At 27.7% G+C, this 23,126-nt stretch carries 23 protein-coding genes and 1 tRNA gene; 6 read left to right on the forward strand and 18 right to left on the reverse strand.

The features are described 5' to 3' along the window. Positions 1–234: 234 nt before the first annotated feature. The 18 genes from LXD69_RS14525 to LXD69_RS14610 all read right to left on the reverse strand — a co-directional run bounded on the left by LXD69_RS14525 (position 235) and on the right by LXD69_RS14610 (position 17,653). Entirely contained in the window at positions 235–942 is a 708-nt protein-coding gene (locus LXD69_RS14525) for a VIT1/CCC1 transporter family protein (RefSeq protein ID WP_045967472.1), read from the reverse strand. Next, positions 935–1,396: a hypothetical protein gene (locus LXD69_RS14530; protein ID WP_246915926.1), complete on the reverse strand. Its 462-nt coding sequence runs from the start codon at positions 1,394–1,396 to the stop codon at positions 935–937. The genes LXD69_RS14525 and LXD69_RS14530 overlap by 8 nt, the downstream gene beginning before the upstream one ends. Positions 1,397–1,400: 4 nt before the next feature. Continuing rightward, positions 1,401–2,789, reverse strand: a complete 1,389-nt coding sequence (locus tag LXD69_RS14535; RefSeq protein WP_317236299.1) for a HAMP domain-containing sensor histidine kinase — start codon at positions 2,787–2,789, stop codon at positions 1,401–1,403. Then, positions 2,782–3,444 carry a response regulator transcription factor gene (locus LXD69_RS14540; RefSeq protein WP_045967333.1) on the reverse strand — a complete coding sequence of 221 codons (663 nt, stop codon included), beginning with the start codon at positions 3,442–3,444 and terminating at the stop codon, positions 2,782–2,784. Before LXD69_RS14540 ends, LXD69_RS14535 begins: the two co-directional genes overlap by 8 nt. A 10-nt stretch (positions 3,445–3,454) precedes the next feature. Further along, positions 3,455–4,768, reverse strand: a complete 1,314-nt coding sequence (locus tag LXD69_RS14545; RefSeq protein ID WP_246915927.1) for a DUF3570 domain-containing protein — start codon at positions 4,766–4,768, stop codon at positions 3,455–3,457. 8 nt (positions 4,769–4,776) lie between these two features. Further along, the gene (locus tag LXD69_RS14550; RefSeq protein WP_045967330.1) at positions 4,777–4,986 is read right to left on the reverse strand and encodes a DUF4266 domain-containing protein; all 210 of its coding nucleotides are present in this window, start codon (positions 4,984–4,986) and stop codon (positions 4,777–4,779) included. Positions 4,987–4,988: 2 nt separating this feature from the next. Next, positions 4,989–5,993 (reverse strand): FAD:protein FMN transferase, encoded by a 1,005-nt coding sequence (locus LXD69_RS14555; RefSeq protein WP_246915928.1) that lies wholly within the window; start codon positions 5,991–5,993, stop codon positions 4,989–4,991. A gap of 47 nt (positions 5,994–6,040) precedes the next feature. Next, the gene (locus LXD69_RS14560; RefSeq protein ID WP_246915929.1) at positions 6,041–6,472 is read right to left on the reverse strand and encodes a thioredoxin family protein; all 432 of its coding nucleotides are present in this window, start codon (positions 6,470–6,472) and stop codon (positions 6,041–6,043) included. 681 nt (positions 6,473–7,153) lie between these two features. Next, positions 7,154–9,181, reverse strand: coding sequence for a hypothetical protein (locus tag LXD69_RS14565; RefSeq protein ID WP_246915930.1), 2,028 nt, complete (start codon positions 9,179–9,181; stop codon positions 7,154–7,156). A 31-nt stretch (positions 9,182–9,212) separates the two neighbouring features. Continuing rightward, complete coding sequence (fabG, locus tag LXD69_RS14570) at positions 9,213–9,959, reverse strand: 3-oxoacyl-[acyl-carrier-protein] reductase (protein ID WP_045967321.1); 747 nt, start codon at positions 9,957–9,959, stop codon at positions 9,213–9,215. A gap of 210 nt (positions 9,960–10,169) precedes the next feature. After that, complete coding sequence (sucD, locus tag LXD69_RS14575; RefSeq protein WP_045967319.1) at positions 10,170–11,042, reverse strand: succinate--CoA ligase subunit alpha; 873 nt, start codon at positions 11,040–11,042, stop codon at positions 10,170–10,172. Between the two features lie 91 nt (positions 11,043–11,133). Next, the gene (locus LXD69_RS14580; protein ID WP_246915931.1) at positions 11,134–11,496 is read right to left on the reverse strand and encodes a nuclear transport factor 2 family protein; all 363 of its coding nucleotides are present in this window, start codon (positions 11,494–11,496) and stop codon (positions 11,134–11,136) included. Then, positions 11,486–12,427 carry a UDP-3-O-(3-hydroxymyristoyl)glucosamine N-acyltransferase gene (locus tag LXD69_RS14585; RefSeq protein ID WP_045967316.1) on the reverse strand — a complete coding sequence of 314 codons (942 nt, stop codon included), beginning with the start codon at positions 12,425–12,427 and terminating at the stop codon, positions 11,486–11,488. Before LXD69_RS14585 ends, LXD69_RS14580 begins: the two co-directional genes overlap by 11 nt. Positions 12,428–12,498: 71 nt before the next feature. Beyond that, complete coding sequence (gene efp, locus LXD69_RS14590) at positions 12,499–13,059, reverse strand: elongation factor P (protein WP_045967314.1); 561 nt, start codon at positions 13,057–13,059, stop codon at positions 12,499–12,501. 29 nt (positions 13,060–13,088) lie between these two features. Next, the gene (gene lpxA, locus LXD69_RS14595; RefSeq protein WP_045967313.1) at positions 13,089–13,877 is read right to left on the reverse strand and encodes an acyl-ACP--UDP-N-acetylglucosamine O-acyltransferase; all 789 of its coding nucleotides are present in this window, start codon (positions 13,875–13,877) and stop codon (positions 13,089–13,091) included. Positions 13,878–13,881: 4 nt separating this feature from the next. Next, a complete protein-coding gene (locus LXD69_RS14600; protein ID WP_045967312.1) occupies positions 13,882–15,273 on the reverse strand; it encodes a bifunctional UDP-3-O-[3-hydroxymyristoyl] N-acetylglucosamine deacetylase/3-hydroxyacyl-ACP dehydratase in 1,392 nt (463 codons plus the stop codon). Positions 15,274–15,287: 14 nt separating this feature from the next. Then, complete coding sequence (gene lpxD / locus LXD69_RS14605; protein ID WP_045967311.1) at positions 15,288–16,304, reverse strand: UDP-3-O-(3-hydroxymyristoyl)glucosamine N-acyltransferase; 1,017 nt, start codon at positions 16,302–16,304, stop codon at positions 15,288–15,290. Between the two features lie 113 nt (positions 16,305–16,417). Further along, positions 16,418–17,653 carry an HD domain-containing protein gene (locus tag LXD69_RS14610; protein ID WP_246915932.1) on the reverse strand — a complete coding sequence of 412 codons (1,236 nt, stop codon included), beginning with the start codon at positions 17,651–17,653 and terminating at the stop codon, positions 16,418–16,420. A gap of 192 nt (positions 17,654–17,845) precedes the next feature. Between LXD69_RS14610 and porX the strand changes: the two genes are divergently transcribed. From porX to LXD69_RS14640, 6 genes are all read left to right on the forward strand, one after another. Then, the gene (gene porX, locus LXD69_RS14615; RefSeq protein WP_246915933.1) at positions 17,846–19,399 is read left to right on the forward strand and encodes a T9SS response regulator signal transducer PorX; all 1,554 of its coding nucleotides are present in this window, start codon (positions 17,846–17,848) and stop codon (positions 19,397–19,399) included. 86 nt (positions 19,400–19,485) lie between these two features. Next, positions 19,486–19,899, forward strand: coding sequence for a tRNA (adenosine(37)-N6)-threonylcarbamoyltransferase complex ATPase subunit type 1 TsaE (gene tsaE, locus LXD69_RS14620; RefSeq protein WP_246915934.1), 414 nt, complete (start codon positions 19,486–19,488; stop codon positions 19,897–19,899). Between the two features lie 104 nt (positions 19,900–20,003). Beyond that, on the forward strand, positions 20,004–21,200 hold the full coding sequence (locus LXD69_RS14625; protein ID WP_045967305.1) for an alanine dehydrogenase: 1,197 nt from the start codon (positions 20,004–20,006) through the stop codon (positions 21,198–21,200). A gap of 113 nt (positions 21,201–21,313) precedes the next feature. Then, positions 21,314–21,700 carry a DUF4258 domain-containing protein gene (locus LXD69_RS14630; protein WP_045967304.1) on the forward strand — a complete coding sequence of 129 codons (387 nt, stop codon included), beginning with the start codon at positions 21,314–21,316 and terminating at the stop codon, positions 21,698–21,700. Positions 21,701–21,783: 83 nt separating this feature from the next. Further along, positions 21,784–21,858: transfer RNA gene (locus tag LXD69_RS14635), tRNA-Val, on the forward strand. A 551-nt stretch (positions 21,859–22,409) separates the two neighbouring features. Further along, a complete protein-coding gene (locus tag LXD69_RS14640; protein ID WP_045967302.1) occupies positions 22,410–23,045 on the forward strand; it encodes a response regulator transcription factor in 636 nt (211 codons plus the stop codon). The last annotated feature ends 81 nt before the right edge of the window (positions 23,046–23,126 follow it).

Raw genomic sequence — 23,126 nt, forward strand, 5'->3', positions numbered from 1 at the left:
TTGCTTTTTGAAATAAAAAACCCGTTTGATATACTCAAACGGGTTTATAATTATTTTGAATTATTACAAAATCATCATTGCCTCGCTCGAGCGTGGTTTAAATGATGATGATGATGTAATTTATTTGTAAACATTTTTGTTGTTTTATAACAGTGCAAATATAAAGACATTAATTTATTAAAAACAAGCGTTTTATAAAATTTTTATTTTAATTGGTATAATTTAAAATGAGCTTTATGCTAAATTTACACCAAATAAATATCCAACCATTGCTGTTAATCCCATTGCAATTGTTCCCCAAAAAGTGACTCTTAAAACGGCTTTAGTAATACTTGATCCACCTGTTTTTGCTGACAAAGCTCCTAAAATAATTAAGAAAAATATTGCAAAACCATAGAGATAATATTCCATACCTTTTAAAGGGAGAAAAAGTGTTACTAAGAAGGGTAAAATACCTCCTAAAGTGAAAGCTGCACCAGAAGCTAATGCTGCTTGTAATGGATTTGCCTGATTAATTTCATTAATACCTAATTCATCTCTAACATGAGTCCCTAATGCATCATACTCTGTTAATTCTTTAGCTACAAGTAATGCTGTTTCTTTTTTTAATCCTCTATTTTGATAAATTTCTGCAAGTCTTTGTAATTCTTCTTCAGGCATTTCTTTTAACTCTAATTTTTCTCTTTCAATATCTGCTTTTTCAACGTCTGTTTGAGAACAAACAGATACATATTCACCTGCGGACATTGACAAAGCTCCAGCTACTAAACCTGCTAAAGTTGCTAAAATAATAGACTCTCTTGTTGTACTAGCTGCTGCGATACCTATTGCTATACTTGAAGTTGATAAAATACCATCATTGGCTCCTAAAACAGCAGCTCTAAGCCAATTACTTCTATGAATGTAATGATTATCTAGGTAATCGTCTTTAGATTTATTCATTGTTATCATTAGTATTATTTTCACGAATTTCGGTATGACGAATTTCTCCTCCAAAAGTTCCAACAGATTTTGACAAAAAAGCTGCAATTATTGATAGAACAAGTACTATATATGTAATATAAATTGTTTTTGGATGTTTTCTTTTATTTAAAACTAAACCTACAATTGAAAATAATCCTAATCCATAAAGTACTTTCATAAATCCTTCAGCTAGTTCTTCATGTTCATGGATAATTTTATGTGAAATACCTAATTCTTCTACAATATCTTCAGCTCCTTCACCTGTCATCATTGTTGCTTTTCCCATTATCATACAAATAATAAAAATGACATAAGCAGTATTAATCAGTATAGTTTGTTTTTTAATAATTCCATAAGTTAAAATTCCAATTCCAAAGAATAATCCAATTATAGGAAAATGATTGAATAACATGTGTAAATGTGCTTGATTCATATTTTTATTTTATAAATGTTAATATAATTGATGTTCCAATATTTTTTTTACTGCTAATTGCAATTTTAATATTTAATAAATCGCATAGTCTTTTTACAATTGAAAGACCAATACCAGTTCCTTTTATTTCAGGATGTGATGTTGTATTAGCTCTATAGAATGAGTTATAAATTTTATCTAAATCTGTTTCATCTATTCCTATTCCAGAATCATTAATAACACAATTTATAGTGTTGTTTTCTTTTAATAAAAGAATCTCCAAATTAGACTTTTTTGTTGAATATTTGATTGCATTTGAGATTAAATTACTAAAAATAATATCTAATGAATAACTATCTGATTTTGTATAGAAATTTTCTTTAAATTTTGTCTTAATTGAGATATCTTTTTCTTTGATATCGTGTGAAAATCGTGATAAAATATCTAAAACCAGCGCATTAAGGTAGATTTTTTCTACTTTTAAATTTTGTTTTTGATTTTCAAATCGGGCTAAAAGTAATAATTGATCTACCATGTGATTTAATCGATCAACTTCTGAAATGCAAAAATTAATTTTTGATTCATATTCACTTTGATTTCTAGGTTTTCGAATTAAAACTTCCATGGTTCCTTTTATAACAGCTAAAGGTGTTCTCAATTCATGAGATGCATCTGAAGTAAATTGTTTTTCTCGTTCAACTGCATTTTCAATTCGATCTAATAGGTTATTAATGTCTTCAGAAAGTATGTATAATTCATCTTTATTTTGAGGTAATGGTATTCTTGTTTTTAAATTATCTTTTGTTATTTCTTTTGAAGTTTTAATGATTGCGCTTACTGGTTTTATACTTTTTCCTGCAAAAAATCGTGCAATTAAGAACAGAACTATAAGAATTATAGGAAATGAAATGAGTAAAATATCTTTAAGGATTTCAACAATTTCAAAGTCTTCTAAAGACATTGCAATAACAATATATCCTACTTTTTCATTTTTGTTTAATATTTCTTTTTGTGTTTGTCTTAAAGGAACTCCATTTAAAGAAGAGTTTATAAATTGGTCATTAAATGATTCGTTTAAAAGTTTAAGGTTTGAATTATTGAGATTTGGTGATTTATCAATTACTTGTTTATTATTATCATAGAATTCAACAAAAACGGGATTAACTTTAATAGAGTTATGTTCGCGAGCTCTCCATTGATCAACTTGTATTAAGTAAGTATTATTAATATCTATTTTAACGTCATCTAAATGTTTATAGAGTTCGTCCTTAATTTCATCATTTATATGTTGGTTTACACTATATCTTACTATAGAATAAATAAACAGAAAAACAATTGCAATTAAAAAAGAGCCACTTACTAAATAATTAAAGGCTATTCTATTTTTAAAAGAAAAAGGAAAAATATTATTCATTTGCTATATATCCAACACCTCTAATTGTTTTTATAAGTTCTTGATCTTTAGTAAGGTTTAGTTTTTTACGAATAGCATTCATAAAAACATCTATAACTCCAGTATCATATTCAAAATGGATGTTCCAAACATCTTCTATAATTTTATTTCTAGCACAAACAGTTCCTTTATTTTTAATTAAATATTCTAATAATTCAAATTCTCTTTGGGTTAAATACACTTCTGTATTATCAACAAAAACCTGAAACTTATTCTTATTCAATGTAATATTTCCGAGAGTAAGATTTTTAAGTTCTTTTTTATCTCTAAAATGGATTTTAATTCTTTCTAATAGTTCTTCAAAACTAAATGGTTTTTTAATATAATCATTAGCTCCTGATTTTAAACCTTCTATTGTTTCTTGAACTGTATCTTTTGCTGTTAAAAAAATAATTGGTACTGTTGAATTTTCAATACGTATTGCTTTGCAAACATCAATTCCGTTCATCATTGGCAACATCCAATCTAAAAGAATTAGATCAACTGGTAAAGAAAGTGCTTTTTCAAGTCCTTCTTTCCCATTCATTGCGTAAGAAACAGTATAATCTTCTTCTTCTAAACCTTGCTTTAGAAAATTAACAATTCCTTTTTCGTCTTCAATGATTAAAATATGCATATAAAAGTTATTATTGAACAAATTTTATCCCAAAAAAAATAATATTAGCATCTAAACCATCACTTCTTTTATAATAATTATATCTCAAATCGATATTTTTAATTCCAAATTTCCAAATTTTAGCGCTTGTAAAAATGTCTGTATAGTTTACTCCAAATCCATATTGATTAGCATCAAAAGTAGATAAATCATAATCAGAAGTATAGTATTTTTCTGTTGATAAATGTGCTTCATGAGGTGCAAAATATTTCGATTGATTTTGTGTATAATAGCGATACATTGGAAACACTGTAAATCTATCTGACAATTTAACTGGTAATTCTATAGATGCGGTATGTGATTTTATATCCCAATTGTCTGTATAATAACGATAATATGTTCGGATAACCAAGCGCTCATTAATATAATAATTTAACCTTGTTCCTATTGGTAGTTTAAAACGAGTGTCTGGTAAGCGTTCAATGTCATCGGCTAATTGAAATTCATTTATAAAAGAATCGTCAATATCTGAAAAATAAATTCTTTGATATGGTGTTGATAATAATCCTTGCTGCTGTAATACATCCAAAAATAATGAAAATTGGAGTTTTCTGGTTAATATTTGAGAGAAACTTAGTGAAACTGCATAAGAATTTCTGTTTTTCTTTTCATGAAATGAGAATTTTTCTGGATTATAAATAGTGTTCCCTGTAATAGTAAAATTATTAAAAATCCCGCCATTTAAATTATTTCCGTTTGATACAAAATCTTGTAGTTCTTTTGGATAAATTGGACTCCATGTATCTAAATAAACATTTGCAGATAGATTTACTTCTGTATTTTTATCATTAAAAAGTTTAGTTAATCCACCTCCAAAACCTATTGATGAATAATCATATTCAATAGAGCCTGAAATATGTCCATTCCAAATAGTATTCCTATCATCTGAGCTATGGCTATAATTAAGAACCAATGTAGTTAGAGCGTCTTGCGCAGATGCTCCTGAGGAAGCTTGCCATGGACTAGGTGTATTACTATCAAAAGGGTTAATATTTCCTGAAGATGCTGATGAATAAGCAGAGATTCCTACATCTACAGTTAAGACATCATCATCATTTAATGGAACAGCTACTACAATTGTAGGAGTAATATCTGTTAAATCTTCCATACCTTTTCCTCCAGAAACTGCCGAATGTATTCCATCTTGCTTATAATAGCTAGCTAAAAAATCAACTTCAATACTTTCTAATACTCGTTTTTTATAAGTTATTTTAGTAGAGTCTTTTTCTTGCGAAAAAGAAAATAAGCTGATTAAGCACAAAAATAATACAATTTTATTTTTCATACGTGTTATTAATTACATCCACAACCTCCACCTGTTTTTCCTCCATTGGCTCCAGCCGCAGCTTCACGATATACTTGAAAATTAGTTTCAAATCTTTCGGTTATTTTTGCTGACAGTTTCATATCTGGGTCATTGATATATTGTTTATCATATTCTTTGACTGTGTTACATGAATAACTAGATATTCCAAAAATTATAATGATTATTATCTTTTTCATTTTTATTGTTGTTTTAGATCAATGTTTTTTGAATAATGTATGTTTCCTTGATCGTCTATAATGATACATTCAATTCCATTAATTTGATTAATTAGGTTTAAGCCTACTTCTACTCCTAGAACAAAAACTCCTGTTGCAATTGCATCAGCTATTTCAGTTTGCTTTGCAAAAACGGATACGCTTATAATTCCTGAAGCTGGATAACCTGTTCTTGGATCTATAATATGTGAGTATCTTTTCTTATTAAAAGTAACATATTTTTCATAATTTCCAGAGGTCTCTACTGCGCTATCAATGAGAGGAAAAGTAGCAAAAACTTTATTTTTGTTTAAAGGATTCACAATAGCTACAGTCCATGGTTTCCCATCTAATTGATAACCCCAAGTATTAATGTCTCCAGAAACATTTACAATTCCAGATGTACATCCCTTTTCTTGTAGTAAAAACTTAATTTTATCAGCTATGTAACCTTGACCTATTCCTCCAAGACCTAATTTCATCCCTTTATCCTTTAAAAAGATAGTTTTATGGTTATTATCTAGAATGATTTTATGATATCCTACTCGTTCAACTGATTTCTTTATTTCGTCACTTGTAGGCATTACTTTCATTGTTCCATCAAATTTCCAAATTTTATCCATTGAGGCATAACTTATGTCAAAGGCACCGTTTGTTAGTTTAGAAACTTTCACTGCTCTTTCAACTAAATCATAGACTTCATTGTCAACTTTAATAGGTTGTATTCCTGCATTTTGATTTACTCTTGATATTTGAGATGATGGAATCCAATCTGAAATTAAATTTTCAATTCTTTTAACTTCGTTAATAGCTAAATCACAGTATTGATTTCCTTCAACGGAGTCCATTGCAACTACAATAATTTCAAAAGGACTTCCTAATAGAGAAGCTTTCTTTTTATGCACTATTTGTCCACTCAAGTAGTTAGAAATGAGAATTAAGAATAAAAAAATAGTTTTACTTTTAAGGTTGCCTCGTATTGTATCCATATTTTGTGTAAAGCATTAAAAATGATAAAAAGAAATCAATACTATATTTATTTTAAGGATTCAATTATTTTAATATATTCATTTGGACTCACATTTTTATATCCTACCTTTCCTAGCGCTTTCCCTTTTGAGTTTAATAAAATTACTAGTGGGAAACTTCCTTCGTTATTATATTTTTCAGCTAATTCTCTATTATGATTCATTTGTTCTTCAGATAGTTTATTTGCTGTTTTTCTTGGGAAATTTACTTTTACTAAAATCCATTTTTCAGAAGATTCTTTTTTAAATTCTTCAGATTGCCATATTTGCTTATCTAGTTTTATACAAGGAGCACACCAGTCTGATCCTGAAAATACCATTACAATATCCTTACCTTCAGTTTCAGCAATTTTTTTTGCTTCTTCAAAATTATACTTCCAATCTTGAGAAAAACTAAAATTTGAAATAAGCATGATTAAAATTAATACTATCTTTTTCATATACTATAAATTTATTTACACAAATTAAACTCTTTTTTTAAGACTTTGTTGCTTTGGAAAACATAAATTAAGCGAAACTTAAGAATGTATTAAGTGATTTTTAAGATAGTGATAAAATACAATAATAAATTTGAATTTATATTTAAATCACTATGCATAAACATCTTACACCATTTCAAAATCTTCTTATATTTTATTTAATAATTAATTTTATCTTGAGGATTTTTCTATGGTTGTACTTATTATTTTTATCAAATTTTAAATTCAATAACTATTTGTTTTAATAATGATTCAAAATATGGTTAGTTAATTTTTCTTTTGGAATGAATTTGGTGTGCGTTATAATTTTATTGCAGTAGATTATTCAATTTATGCTAATACTGTAATTGGAAATATAATGGAATCTTATCAAGTTGTTCCATTAGTATTGGTTTAATTACTTTTATTGCAACTTGTCAGGATTTAGGTTATATAAAGAATGATGTTTTAACTATTATTTCTCCTGTAAAAGAATCTAAATAATTTAGCTTAAAACAACTTGAGAATTCTAAAGTTTCTTCAAGTTTTAATATATATTATGAAGAGAAATTAATGAAGGTTAGCAATAATGATTTAACTAAAGAATGTACTTCTTTTTATCAAACTGCAACTTATTCATTAAAAAACAAACTGTATCAAAAATTATAACAATCCGTTATATTTTCGCGTAAACCATTCTATTGAAAGTAAAGCAACAATAAAAATTAATAACCATTTCCAATCAATTAATGGTGTTTTTTTAATTATTTCTTTTTCAATAGGTAGATATTTATCAGTATCTTTTAATGATTTAATTAGCATATCTAATTGATTTGGATAATAGACTTTTCCTGCTGTATTTATAGCCAATTGTTCTAGTCTTGTTCTATCAGGGTTTACAAATTGCTTTTCAAAATCAAATTCTAATATTTCGAAACTACCTGAAAAAGAGCTGTTTGATTCTTTTTCTTTAACAGTGAAATTATAAGTTCCTTTTTCTAAATTATCAAATGCTACTTTGTAATCTAAGTTTGATTTTAAAAAATTATATGATTTTGTAGCTTTCGTTTCTTTATTAGTGAGTTGTATTGTTAATTGAGCATTTTCATCTAACTCATAATTTTTATTGAAATATTGAGCTGTTATTTCTATTAATTCACCTGAATTATAAAAACTTTCATAGTCAACAACTAAGGATTTTTTGGATGAATTTGAGTTTAAATATTGAATTAATTTATCTATAAATAAATCAAAATCATTAAAAGATTTTTTCTTCAGATATGTTTCCATTCTCCATTTCCAAATATTTTCACCAAACAAATATGCTTTTCTTTGTTTTCCGTTTTCAACAAAAGCTAATAATGGGTTTCCTGTTTCAATATTTCGAATAGTTGCATCTAAAAAAGTTGTAATTGTTGTTTTTGGAGTAATCGTTCCAAAACTATTTTCTAGTGGTGAAAAAGAGCTAAAACCAATATTATCTTGTGAAAAAAGATTAAATCCAGAATTGTATTTGGCAAAATAATTTTCTTTTTTCCTTAACATTTTATAAGTAAAATCAGATTGATTTTGGTTTAAAAAATTAAAATCTGTATTTGTTCCTGTTATAATAAATGTACTTAATTGAACGGATTTATTTTGCTCAATAATTCCTTTAAAAGTAGAATTGGGTTGGTATAAAATCAAAATATTATAATCTAGTAAGTTTTTGATTTCGTTTGGTTTAAATATATTTACCTTACGTTGTTCATTAACTTCTATACTTCTTTTTAAAGTTCCTAAATCAGGATGATTATTATCTGATATAATAGCGATTTCAGTTCTTTGATCAATGATTTCTACAGCAAAATTTTTACTGTTATTAATTTTGTTTTTTTCTTGTATTGATGAAGTTATTGATGCTTTATATTTTTGAACTCCAATACTTGAAGCATCTAATAATACTTGAATTGATTTTGCTTTTTCTTTAGCTGAAAAGGAAACATTTTGTTTATGAATAATTTGGTTTCCATTTTGAATTGAAAAAGTTGTTGTTAAGGATTCATTTCCATTATATTGTAGAAATACTTCTACAGGAAATTTATTTTTTAGAAAAGCATACTTATTTACATTGATTTGATTGATTTTTAAGTCAAAAACAGAAGTTGTATCTCCTAAAACAACAGGGAAAACAGATGAATTATCTTGAAAACTATATACATAATCATTCCCTTTTGTTTGATTTCCATCGGTGAATAAAATTACTGGATAATTTGTGTTTCTGTAAAGTTGTTTTAGATTTTTAGCCACATTATCAATGTAAGTTTGCTTTCCTAAAAAATCTAATTTTTCTAAGTTTTTAAATTCTTCATCAAAAGAATATAATTGAATATCATATTTTTGATTTAAGGCTTTATCTTCACTTATCTTAGTATAAAAATCAGTTTTAAGATTAGAATCATTCAATTCTTTTATTGATTCAGAATTATCAATAACAATGGGTAATGGTGTTTTTTTAATTTCAAATGATTTTCTAGTTATAATTGGATTTATCAATAGTAAAAGAACTCCAAATAAGGCTAAAAAACGTAAAAAAGCTAGAAATAAACTTAATTTTGATTTATTTCTAGCTTTATAATAATATTGGAAATAAGACAAACCAGCAGCTATAAATACTGATAAAATAAGAAGTAAAATAGTGCTTGTGGTCATATAATGTTTCTATTATTGTAGAGTCTAACTTTTATGTTAACATTCCTCCATCTACATTAATAACTTGCCCTGTTACATATGCACTCATGTCTGAAGCAAGGAATACACATACATTTGCAACATCTTCAGGCGAACCACCTCTTTTTAATGGAATTGATTCTCTCCAACCTTTAACAACATCTTCGTTTAATTTAGCTGTCATTTCTGTTTCAATAAATCCAGGAGCAATTGCATTACAACGAATATTACGAGAGCCTAATTCTAGAGCAATAGATTTAGTAAAACCAATCATACCTGCTTTTGAAGCAGCATAGTTTGCTTGACCTGCATTTCCTTTTACTCCTACAACACTACTCATATTTATGATAGAACCTGCTCTATTTTTTAACATTGTTTTTTGAACAGCTTTTGTCATATTAAAAACAGATTTTAAGTTGATTTCAACTACTTTATCGAAATCTTCTTCGCTCATTCTCATTAACAGGTTATCTTTTGTGATACCTGCATTATTAATCAAAATATCGATTGTTCCAAAATCTGTTAGAACATCTTCAACTAATTTTTGTGATTCATCAAAATTTGCAGCATTTGATTGATACCCTTTTGCTTTAACACCTAAAGAGGTTAATTCATTTTCTAGTTCTTGCGCTGATGAAGCTGAAGAACTATATGTAAAAGCTACATTTGCACCATTCTTAGCAAAAATTTCTGCTATTCCTTTACCAATACCACGACTAGCACCAGTAATTATAACTACTTTTCCTTCTAATAGTCTCATTTTAGTTTGTTATTAATGAAAGCCAAATATATTAATAATTTAAAGTTTATAAAACAGAATAATGAAATAGTTAACACTTAATCTTTTTATGTTATGATAATGATATATTTAATTTGCTTTTTAGTTCTTAAAACATATAAGGGATAAAATTAGACATAAAAAAAACCTGTTTATAAACAGGTTTTTTTATATTTAAAATCAGTTTTATAATTATCCTAAAACTTCTTTCACTTTTTTACCAATTTCAGCAGGAGAATCTACAACGTGAATTCCATTTTCTCTCATGATACGTTTTTTAGCTTCCGCAGTATCATCAGCACCACCTACAATTGCACCAGCATGTCCCATTGTTCTTCCTTTAGGCGCTGTTTCTCCAGCGATAAAACCAACAACTGGCTTACGGTTACCATCAGCTTTTACCCAACGAGCAGCATCTGCTTCTAATTGTCCACCGATTTCACCAATCATGATGATACATTCTGTTTCTGGATCATTCATTAATAATTCAACTGCTTCTTTTGTAGTTGTTCCAATAATTGGATCTCCACCAATTCCGATGGCTGTAGTAATACCTAAACCTTGTTTTACGACTTGGTCAGCTGCTTCATAAGTTAATGTTCCTGATTTAGAAACAATTCCAACTTTTCCTTTTTTGAATACAAAACCTGGCATAATTCCAACTTTTGCTTCTTCTGGTGTAATAACTCCTGGACAGTTTGGTCCTACTAAACGACAATCTCTTGATTTGATATAATCATAAGCTTTAATCATATCTGCAACAGGAATTCCTTCTGTAATACAAATAATTACTTTTATTCCTGCATCAGCAGCTTCCATAATTGCATCTGCAGCAAATGCAGGTGGTACAAAAATAATTGAAGTATTTGCTTCTGCTTTAACTACAGCTTCTTCTACTGTATTAAAAACAGGTCTGTCTAAATGAGTAGTTCCTCCTTTACCTGGTGTAACACCTCCAACAACATTTGTACCGTATTCAATCATTTGAGAAGCATGAAAAGTTCCTTCGCTTCCTGTAAATCCTTGAACTATTATTTTTGAATCTTTATTTACTAAAACACTCATGATATGATTATTATATTATTTTTTAAATTGTGTTGCAAAAGTAAGTTTTTTGTAAAAAAAACAGGAACTTTTTTGATTTTATTTTTCAACTTTATACAGGTTGACTTATTTGAGAGCCTTTAAAAAGTTTATTCTCTTTAAATTCCCAAATAACAAAGAACTTAGCGATTAACATTATTTCGTCAGGATTTTCAATAGTTGATACTTTATGGTCGTATTTTATGGCTATTTGATTTCCTTCTTCAACTTGATGAGTTATTTCTATAATTGATTTTTTATAATTTGCTTTTAACTCATTTGCTAGCGTAATAATATCATCCTTTTTAAAAATTAAAATACCATCAGAACTAATCCATTCTAAAACAACTTCATCATTAAGTAGTTCTTTTAGAATTTCAGCATCTCTAATACCGTCTTGAAGGTATAATATATTTATAAGTTCTTTATTTTTCATTACCTTTTAATTTATCTAAAATTTGAGGTATCTTTTTTATATTAGCTAATTGCTTCAGTTTTTCACGTGACTCTTCAATAGGTGTTCCAAAATAGGTTTTCCCTCCATCAATTGATTTAGTAACTCCAGTTTGTCCCATTACAACAGCTTTAGATCCAATAGTTATTCCACTAGTTGTTCCTACTTGTCCCCATAATGTAACTTCGTCTTCAATAATTACACAACCTGCAATACCTGTTTGAGCTGCAATTAAGCATTTTTTACCAATAATTGTATCATGTCCTACATGTACTTGATTATCAATTTTTGTGCCTTCTCCTATGGTTGTATCGCCTGTTACTCCTTTATCAATTGTACATAATGCTCCAATTCCTACATTATCTTCCACTACTACTCTTCCAGATGATAATAATTGATCAAATCCTTCAGGACGCTTTTTATAATAAAAAGCATCAGCGCCTAATATAGTTCCTGCACTAATTATAACATTATTTCCTATAATTGTATTGTCATAAATAGATACATTTGAATGTATAATACAATCGTTACCTATTTGAACGTTATTTCCAATAAAACAATTCGGTTGAATTATAGTATTTTTTCCAATTATAGCAGAATCAGATATTGAAGTATTTGTATGTTTAAAAGGTCTAAAATGCCTTGTTAATTTATTAAAATCGCGAAAAGGGTCATCTGATATTAATAATGCTTTTCCTTTTGGACATTCAACTTCTTTATTTATCAAAATAATAGTTGCAGCCGATTCTAATGCTTTATCATAATATTTAGGGTGATCTACAAATACAATATCTCCAGATTCAACTACGTGAATTTCATTCATCCCTAGAACGGAAAAATTTTCATCACCAACAAATTTAGCATCTATTAATGTCGCAATTTCTTTTAGGTTATATTCCCTGTTAAACTTCATAAAGAGTGATTAGTGATTAGTAAAAAGTGATCAACTATATACAAATTAATCACTTTTACTATTATATTTTTTTATACACGTTCCATGTATTTACCTGAAGCAGTATCAATTTTAATTTTGTCTCCTTCATTTATAAATAATGGTACATTTACAGAAGCTCCTGTTTCAACTGTAGCAGGTTTAGTTGCATTTGTTGCTGTATTTCCTTTAACACCTGGCTCAGTATATGTAACTTCTAAAATAACTGAAGCAGCCATATCTACTGATAATGGTAAATCAGTTTCTGTATTGATTTGAATCATTACGTTTTCACCTTCTTTTAATAAATCTGGAGCGTCTAATACATCTCTATTTAAAGTAATTTGTTCAAAACTTTCAGTATTCATAAAATGAAAATCCTGACCTTCAGCATATAAATATTGAAAAGTATGTGTTTCTACACGAACAATATCAATTTTATGTCCAGCAGAAAAGGTATTATCTAATACTTTACCGTTTGTTAATGATTTCAACTTTGTTCTCACAAAAGCAGGTCCTTTTCCTGGTTTAACATGTAAAAATTCAATAATTTTATAAATGTCGTGATTGTGTTTGATACAAAGTCCGTTTCTGATATCTGATGTACTTGCCATTTTATTTTTTTATGTTTATTTTTTTAATTTTAAATTGTGCTACCAGTATAACCCTTCATTACTCCTCGAGATGAGTTTCTGATAAATTGAATAATATCATCTCTTTCTGGTGTTGCTTCCATTTCTGCTTCAATAATACTTAAAGCTTGTGTTGTATTAAAATTCTTTTGATATAAAATTCTATAAATATCTTGAATTTCTCTAATTTTTTCAGTTGAAAACCCTCTTCTTCTTAATCCTACAGAATTAATACCTACATAAGATAACGGTTCTTTTGCTGCTTTTGTGAATGGTGGTACATCTTTTCTTACTAAAGAACCTCCAGAAACCATTGCATGTTCACCTACTGATATAAATTGATGAATAGCAGCTAATCCACCTATAATTGCATAATTACCAACAGTTACGTGTCCTGCTAATGCTACACCATTTACAATAATTGCGTTATTTCCTATTTGACAATCATGAGCAATATGTGCTGTTGCCATAATTAAACAATTATCTCCTATTTTTGTTTGACCAGATGCAATTGTACCTCTATTAATAGTAACACATTCTCTAATAGTTGTATTATCACCAATAATAGCTAGTGAATCTTCTCCTCCAAATTTTAAATCTTGTGGTACAGCAGAAATTACAGCTCCAGGAAAAATATTACAGTTTTTACCAATTCTTGCACCTTCCATGATAGTTACATTTGATCCTATCCATGTTCCTTCTCCAATTACTACATTATTATGAATAGTTGTAAATGGATCTATAACTACATTTCTTGCAATTTTTGCTCCAGGATGAACGTATGCTAGTGGTTGATTCATAATCTTATTGTTGTTTTTTAACTATTTGTGCCATTAATTCTGCTTCTGCAACCAATTTTCCGTTTGCATAAGCATTTGCTTGCATGTGACAAATTCCCCTTCTTATAGAAGTAATTAAATCACATTTAAAAATTAAAGTATCTCCAGGTAATACTTTTTGTTTAAATTTAACATTATCAATTTTCATGAAATATGTTAAATAATTCTCTGGATCTGGAACTGTACTTAAAACTAAAATTCCTCCTGTTTGAGCCATAGCTTCAACTATTAAAACACCTGGCATCACTGGTGCATCTGGAAAGTGTCCTACAAAGAATGGCTCATTCATTGTAACATTTTTTAAACCAACTACTCCATTATCTGTCAATTCTAAAATTTTATCAATTAATAAAAATGGTGGTCTATGTGGCAACATTTTCATTATTTGATGAATATCCATCAAAGGTTCTTTGTTTAAATCATAAACTGGAACTTGATTTCTTTCTTCGATTTTAATAATTTTAGATAATTTTTTCGCAAATTGAGTATTTACAAAATGACCTGGTTTATTAGCAATAACCTTTCCTTGTATTCTTGTACCAATTAATGCTAAATCACCTATTACATCTAAAAGTTTATGCCTTGCAGCTTCATTAGGATGATGTAATGTTAGATTGTCTAAAATTCCATTTTGTTTTACAGATATTGATTCTTTATTAAAAGCTTTTTTTAGATTTTCCATTGTTTCTGTAGAGATGTCTTTATCTACATACACAATTGCATTATTTAAATCTCCTCCTTTTATTAAACCATTATTTAATAACATTTCTAATTCATGTAGAAAACTAAATGTTCTACTATTAGAAATTTCAGATTTGAATTCACTAATATTTTTAATACTAGCGTTTTGAGTTCCTAATACTTTTGTTCCAAAGTCTACCATAGCAGTAACGCTGTAGTTATCACTTGGAATAATTGTAATCTCACTACCTGTAACTTCATCTGTATAAGAAATAACATCTTTTATAACAAATACTTTACGTTCGGCATCTTGCTCAACTATACCTGCTTTTTCAATTGCTTCTACAAAGTATTTAGATGAACCATCCATAATTGGTGGTTCAGATGCATTTAATTCAATGATTACATTGTCTACATCACATCCTACAAAAGCAGCTAATACATGCTCAGATGTTTGAATTTTAACACCTCTTTTTTCTAGGTTTGTTCCTCTTTGTGTATTCACTACATAATTGGCATCTGCTTCAATAATAGGTTGACCTTCTAGATCAACTCTTACAAAAGTATAGCCGTTATTAATAGGTGCTGGTTTAAATGTCATTGTTACTTCTTGACCAGTGTGAAGACCTACTCCAGTTAATGAAATTTCGCTAGCGATGGTTTTTTGTTTAACCATGATTATTGTAAAATTTAGTTATTCTTTTTTATTTTTTCTAAATCAGAGACTATTTTTGGAAGATTTCTAAAATGCACGTATGATTTAGAGAAATCAGCATAATTAAAAGCAGGACTTCCTTGAACTACTTCTCCATCTTGTAAACTTTTTCCTATTCCAGATTGGGCTTGAATTTTAACATTATCTCCTATAGTAATATGACCTACAATTCCCACTTGACCGCCAATCATACAATTTTTACCAATTTTAGTTGACCCAGCAACACCTGTTTGAGAGGCAATTACTGTATTTTCTCCAATTTCAACATTGTGTGCAATTTGAATCTGATTATCTAATTTTACTCCTTTTCTAATAATTGTTGATCCTAAAGTGGCTCTGTCAATCGTAGTACAAGCCCCAATCTCAACATTATCTTCAATAATAACATTACCTATTTGTGGTACTTTTTGATAAGTTCCATCTTCTTGTGGAGCAAAACCAAATCCATCAGAACCAACTATTGATCCTGAATGCACTGTACAATTGTTTCCAATAATTGTTTCCGAATAAATACGAACTCCTGCAAAAAATACACAATCATCACCTATTACGACATTATCACCTATAAAGCTATTGGGGTAAATTTTTGCGTTTTTTCCAATAGAAACATTTTTTCCAATATAACAAAAACTTCCAAGATATAATCCTTCTCCATACGTCACATTATCTGAAATCATTGAAGGTTGTTCAATTCCTGATTTCATTAATTTAACTTGGTTATAATATTCTAATAATTTTGAAAATGACTTATAAGCATCTTCTACCTTAATTAATGTTGTATTTATTTCTTGTTCTGGTTGAAACGTTTTATTAACAATAGTAATCGTAGCCTTTGTTGTATATATATGGCTTATATATTTTGGATTTGCTAAAAAAGTTAAAGAACCTTCTGTTCCTTCTTCTATTTTGGCTAATTTATAAACTTCTGCATTAGTATTACCAACAACCTCTCCTTCTAAAATACCTGCTATTTGTTCTGCTGTAAATTTCATTCACTTTATTTAAAATTATCCTTTTTTAGAGGGAAAAATATTTTCTATTTTTTCCTAAAAAATAGAGCTGACTCTAATTCATTCTGACAAAAATATAAAATTTAATTAAATACTTATACTTCTAAAACTACTTTTGGAAAACATATAAAATATTTTGTCACTGGTTTTGATAATGCTTTTAAATTTAATTGGTCAGATGCTTGAACAACATCTTCAATAGTTTTATCCTTTTTCAATATTCTAATAGGCTCACTTTCTTTACTATATGCCTGATTTTTGACTTTTCCTTTAAATACAAAATAGTCAATTTCTTTTTCTGTTAATGGATGCGATTTTAATAAAATATTCTTATAAGAATTTAAAATTTCTTTATTCGGTTTTTCATCTAGCATCCTAATTTTTAATAAATCACGATTAATAATCATTTTACATAAAGTAGATAAAACATAATCGTCATGAAATTGCCAAGCTTTTATAGCACTTAGTACATCGTAATCATCTAATTGAGAAAATGTGTTTAAAATAGCTCTATTAAAATCAGTTAAAGATACTTTATTATTCATAAAATATTGTAAAGGTTTACTAGCTTCTAAAGGAATACTTTTTTGAGCTAATTCTTTTGCTCTTTTCAATATTTTAGTCAAAGTAAGTTCTGCTACAACGCTAGTTTTGTGTAAATAAGCTTGCCAATACATCAATCTACGAGCTACTAAAAATTTCTCAACAGAATAAATTCCTTTTTCTTCAATAACTAATATATCATCTTGAACATTCATCATCTGAATTAAACGTTCACTATTAATATTTCCTTCTGCAACACCACTATAAAAACTATCTCTACGTAAATAATCCATTCTATCCATATCTAATTGGCTAGAAATTAATTGTAACATAAACTTTCTATGATATTCTCCTTTAAAGACTTGTATAGCTAAAGATAATTTTCCTTCAAACTCATTATTTAATTGTTCCATAAATAATAAAGACAACTCTTCATGATGAACATCTTCAACAATACTATGTTCCATTGCATGACTAAATGGTCCATGTCCAATATCATGTAAAAGAATAGCAATATATAAAGCGTTTTCTTCTTCTTCAGAAATTTTTACGGCTTTAAATTTTAATGTTTGAATGGCTTTTTGCATAATATGCAAACATCCTAATGCATGATGAAAGCGTGTATGATGTGCTCCTGGATAAACTAAATACGACATTCCCATTTGAGAAATTCGCCTTAACCTTTGAAAATAAGGATGCTGTATTAAATCATATATTAAGGTATTCGGGATGGTTATAAAACCATATATAGGATCATTAAAAATTTTTAATTTGTTGGTTTCAATCACAAGTTTAAATTTTAGGATAACAAATGTAGGAATTAAATATTACATAGTAAGTCATAGTTCTTTTAATATGAAACAATTAGTAAGTTAGTCATTAACCTTGTAATTACAAATAAGATAAAAAAATAAAACTTTATACTATTTTTAATACATTCTCGTTGAAGATATATTAACTTGCATAGAAATAGAATAACAATGAATAAAATTAAAATCTTATGGGTTGATGATGAAATCGACTTATTAAAACCACATATATTATTTTTAGAGAAGAAAAACTATGAAGTAACAACATGCAATAATGGTCAAGATGCAATTGATATGTTTGAAGAAAACAATTTTGACATTGTATTTTTAGATGAAAACATGCCTGGTTTAAGTGGTTTAGAAACCCTTTCTGAAATAAAGGAAAAAAAATCTTCTGTACCTGTAATTATGATTACTAAAAGTGAAGAAGAATATATTATGGAAGAAGCTATTGGTTCTAAAATAGCTGATTACCTTATAAAGCCAGTCAATCCAAATCAAATACTGTTAAGTTTAAAGAAAAATTTAGATCATTCTCGCTTAATTTCTGAAAAAACAACATTAGATTATCAAAAAGAATTCAGAAAAATTGCAATGGATATGGCAATGGTAAATTCATTTGAAGATTGGATTGAACTATACAAAAGATTAGTATATTGGGAAATGGAACTTGAAAATATTGAAGACCAAAGTATGGTTGAAATATTAGAAAGTCAAAAAGTTGAGGCTAACACCCAATTTGGAAAATTTATAGAACGAAATTATGAAAATTGGTTTGATAATACTGATGATAAACCCGTTTTATCACATAAAATATTTGGAGAATTAGTTGCGCCTGAAATTAGAAAAAAAGACAAGCCAATACTTTTTATTGTTATTGACAATTTGCGCTACGACCAATGGAAAGCTTTTGAAGGCATTGTAAATAATCATTATAAGTTAGAAAAAGAAGTAAGCTACTACTCTATTCTGCCAACAGCAACACAATATGCTAGAAATGCTATTTTCTCAGGATTAACACCTTTAGAAATGGAAAAAAAGTTTCCACAATATTGGAAAAACGATATTGATGATGGAGGGAAAAATTTATATGAAGGTGAATTTTTAACAGAACAATTAAAACGTTTAGGGTTAGATATTAAACAAGAATATTATAAAATTACTAACTTTAAAGATGGTAAAAAATTAGCAGAAAACTTCAAAGGATTAAAAGGAAATGATTTAACTACAATTGTGTATAACTTTGTAGATATGCTATCTCATGCAAAAACCGAAATGGAAGTTGTAAAAGAATTAGCCTCAGACGATAAAGCATATCGTTCATTAACTGTAAGTTGGTTTAAAAATTCTCCATTACTAGATATTATCCAACAAGCACAAAAACAAGGTTTTAAACTAATTATAACTACAGATCATGGAACTATAAACTGTAAAAACCCTTCAAAAGTGATTGGAGATAAAAATACAAGTTTAAATCTAAGATATAAAACAGGAAGAAGCTTAACCTATGAAGATAAAGATGTTTATGCAGTGAAAGATCCTAAAAAAATAGGATTGCCAGCATTAAATATGAGTAGTTCTTTTATTTTTGCAAAAAATGATTTATTTCTAGCTTATGTAAACAACTATAATCATTATGTAAGTTACTATAGAAATACCTATCAACATGGAGGAATTTCCTTAGAAGAAATGATTATTCCGTTTTTAGTTTTTGAACCTAAATAACAATATTTAGTAAATAAAAAGGTAAATTGTCTCTTATTTAATAATTTTGACAATAACCTTTTTATTTATTTAAAACCAAGCTACAAATGAATATAAACTTTACTCTTGAAGAAATACAGAATGTTGCAAAACAAATACTAGAAACACCTTTATTAAAAAAAGTAATTACTTTTCATGCCGAAATGGGCGTTGGAAAAACTACTCTAATTAAGGCTTTAGTTAATGAATTAGGAGTGCAATCTAATTCGAGTAGCCCTACATTTTCATTAGTAAACGAATATGAAACTAAAAATGGTGAAATAGTTTATCATTTTGATTTATATAGATTAAATAGTGAAGTAGAAGCTTATGATATGGGAATTGATGAATATTTTTATTCAGGAAATTGGTGTTTTATAGAATGGCCAGAAAAAACCCCAAATCTTATTCCTATAGATCATGCTGCGATTTATCTAAAGTTAAACAATGATAAATCTAGAACATTAGTTTTAAAGAATTAAATAGAAATATAAAGAGTTGATAAAAATATTGATTCTTTTCTTAATCATCTATTTTCTCTTATCAAAAAAATCCCTAAATTGGCTCAACTTTACATTAACCTATCATGTCAATATACAGTCCGTTTTCAAAAATGCAGTTGCTACCTCAGGAAGAGAAATTGGAAATTATTACCCATAAAAGTGATTTATTTATTGGAATTCCCAAAGAGACAGCTTATCAAGAAAGACGCATTTGCTTAACACCAGATGCTGTTAGTTCTATGACTTCTCATGGACATAGAGTTATGATTGAAGCTGGAGCAGGAGAAAGTTCTAGTTATAGTGATAAAGATTATTCTGAAGCTGGAGCAGAAGTTACAAACGATACTAAAAAAGTTTTCAGTTGTCCTATGATTTTAAAAGTAGAACCTGCTACTCTACCTGAAATCGAAATGATGAACCCACAAACAATTATCATTTCTGCAATACAATTAAAGACTCAAAGGAAAGCTTATTTTGAAGCATTAGCTACAAAAAGAATAACAGCATTAGCATTTGAATTCATTAAAGATGAAGATGGGTCTTATCCAGCAGTAAAATCATTATCAGAAATTGCAGGAATTGCATCAATACATATTGCTGCTGAATTAATGATTAATCAAAATATAGGAAAAGGACTTTTATTTGGAAATATTACAGGTGTTCCACCTACAGAAGTTGTAATTCTTGGAGCAGGAACCGTAGCAGAATATGCTGCTAGAACAGCAATCGGATTAGGTGCAAGTGTAAAAGTTTTTGACAATTCTATTACAAAACTTAGACGACTTCAGAATGCATTACACCAACGTATTTTTACATCAACCATTCAAGAAAAAGCACTTTTAAAAGCATTAAGACGATGTGATGTAGCTATTGGAGCAATGAGAGGTAAAAATAGAACTCCTATTGTTGTTACTGAAACTATGGTTGAACACATGAAAAAAGGAGCTGTTATAGTTGATGTAAGTATTGATACTGGTGGCTGTTTTGAAACATCTGAAATTACAACTCATGAAAAACCTACATTTATAAAGAATAATATTATTCACTATTGTGTTCCAAATATTCCTTCTCGCTATTCTAAAACAGCATCAATGTCAATAAGTAATATTATTACACCTTTTTTACTTCAAATAGCAGAAGATGGAGGAATTGAAAGTGCTATTCGATGCAATAGAGGGCTCAAAAATGGAATTTATTTCTATCATGGTCTTTTAACTAATAAATCTATTGCAGATTGGTTTAATCTTGAATATCGAGATATTAATCTTATTGTATTCTAAAAGTATTTCATAATATTTTGTTAATTAGTAAATCCTGTATAAAAAGGACAATATTCCTATAGTCAATGCCGATTCAAAAAATACTATATTTGCAAAAAATAAAATAAAATAAAATGAAATTAAAATTTCGCCTAGCCTATTATTTATTTGGATTATTATTAGGAATATTTTTTGTTATTAAGTTTTTAGGAGCAAAAGCCGATGCTAAAGGAGTTGAATTTTGTTACTTACCAAACTGTCGTGTTTTAAAAGAACTAAGAAATAAACCATTAGATTATTCATCAGAAGTAAAAACAATTTTAAATGAAAATTGGATAAGCTTGGAAGATATAAAGAAAACATTGCAATATGGAGATGTAGATTTTTCAAAAAGTAATAAGCCTTATAAAAATGGAAAAATATACCTTATTGAAGGAAAAACAACTAAGGATGAAAACATTAGCGTTACTGTAATAAATTACAGTTCAAAAGTACTTTTAGAAAAAATAGAAAAAAAATAATTTTTTCATTAAAAAGCTTGCAGATATAAATAAAGCTTGTATATTTGCACTCGCAATACGGAATTAAACATTGCAATTTATTAGGGCGATTAGCTCAGCTGGTTCAGAGCACCTCGTTTACACCGAGGGGGTCGGGGGTTCGAACCCCTCATCGCCCACAAAAAGCACTCCAAATGGAGTGTTTTTTTTTACCTTTAACTTAAAGTTTTTTAGTAACATTATATTAAAATTAATATAATAAACTATATTAATTTTAAAAATAGAAAAATCCTAATTATTGAAATAAAAATAAAGATTTTTATGTTTTAAATACTTCAAAAAATATAATGACTAAAAATGATTCTATAAAAAACCAAAGTTTACATTTTTAAGATTCTAAAGTTCATAATAATAAAAAAATGCCAAATTACAAATCATTATGGTGCATAATTGTAAATATCTAAATATAATAATCATCCAGTAAGGCCTAAAGTAGTCATAGACCATATGAATGAAATATTAATAGATGAAAGACAAATTTTATTCAAATTAGAAACTAATATACAAGATCAAAACACTTCTCACACAAGAATATAAATTACTTTAGCAAATACTCAAAATAAGGAAGTTTAAAAAGTTAATCTCCTAGAAAGGAAAATAAGACATTTTTGAAAATATTTTTTTTATTAAAAAAAAGATGTAAATTGAAAAGATTTAAAGATAAAATAAAATGAAGATAGGTATTTTAGAGGACCATGCTTTAATTGCTGAATTGTTAAAAGAAAATTTAAATTTGAAATTAGGATATGATAAAATTTATATTTTTAATAATTCAGAAAAATTGTTTTCACTTTTGCAAAATGAGAAATTAGATTTCTTATTTTTAGATATGTATATTAACGATGAAAATGGAATTAATGTATTAAAGGAATGTAGAAAAAGATACAATAAAGAAGAATTAAAAATAATTATTTTAAGTTCATCTGTTGAACCAAAAATAATTTCAGATTCTTTTAAATATGAAGCAAATGGATATGTTACAAAACATGAAAGCATGGATGAAATCATTGAAGTTTTTCAAAATTTAATAGAGTTTCCTTTAAAGAATAGAGTTAGTAGTAGTGTTTCTGATATTTTATTAGAATACAATATATCGGGAGATAAAATAAAGTTATCACCACGAGAAGAACAGTTACTAACTTTAATTTGTAATGCTAAATCAGCAAAAGAAATTGCATACGAATTAGGTTTAAGCTTAAATACAATTCATTATTACACAAAAAGATTGATGATAAAAATGGGTGTAAATAGAACACCTGATTTAATATTAAAAGCAATAGAAAAAGGGTATCATTTTATAAATTAAGCTAAAGGAATTTCCACATTAATAATAAAGCCTTTTGAAATATTTTTAGTTTCAAATATGCCTTTTATCAACTCCATTTAA

It is taken from the genome of Flavobacterium sediminilitoris, from assembly GCF_023008245.1.
Classification (GTDB): domain Bacteria; phylum Bacteroidota; class Bacteroidia; order Flavobacteriales; family Flavobacteriaceae; genus Flavobacterium; species Flavobacterium sediminilitoris.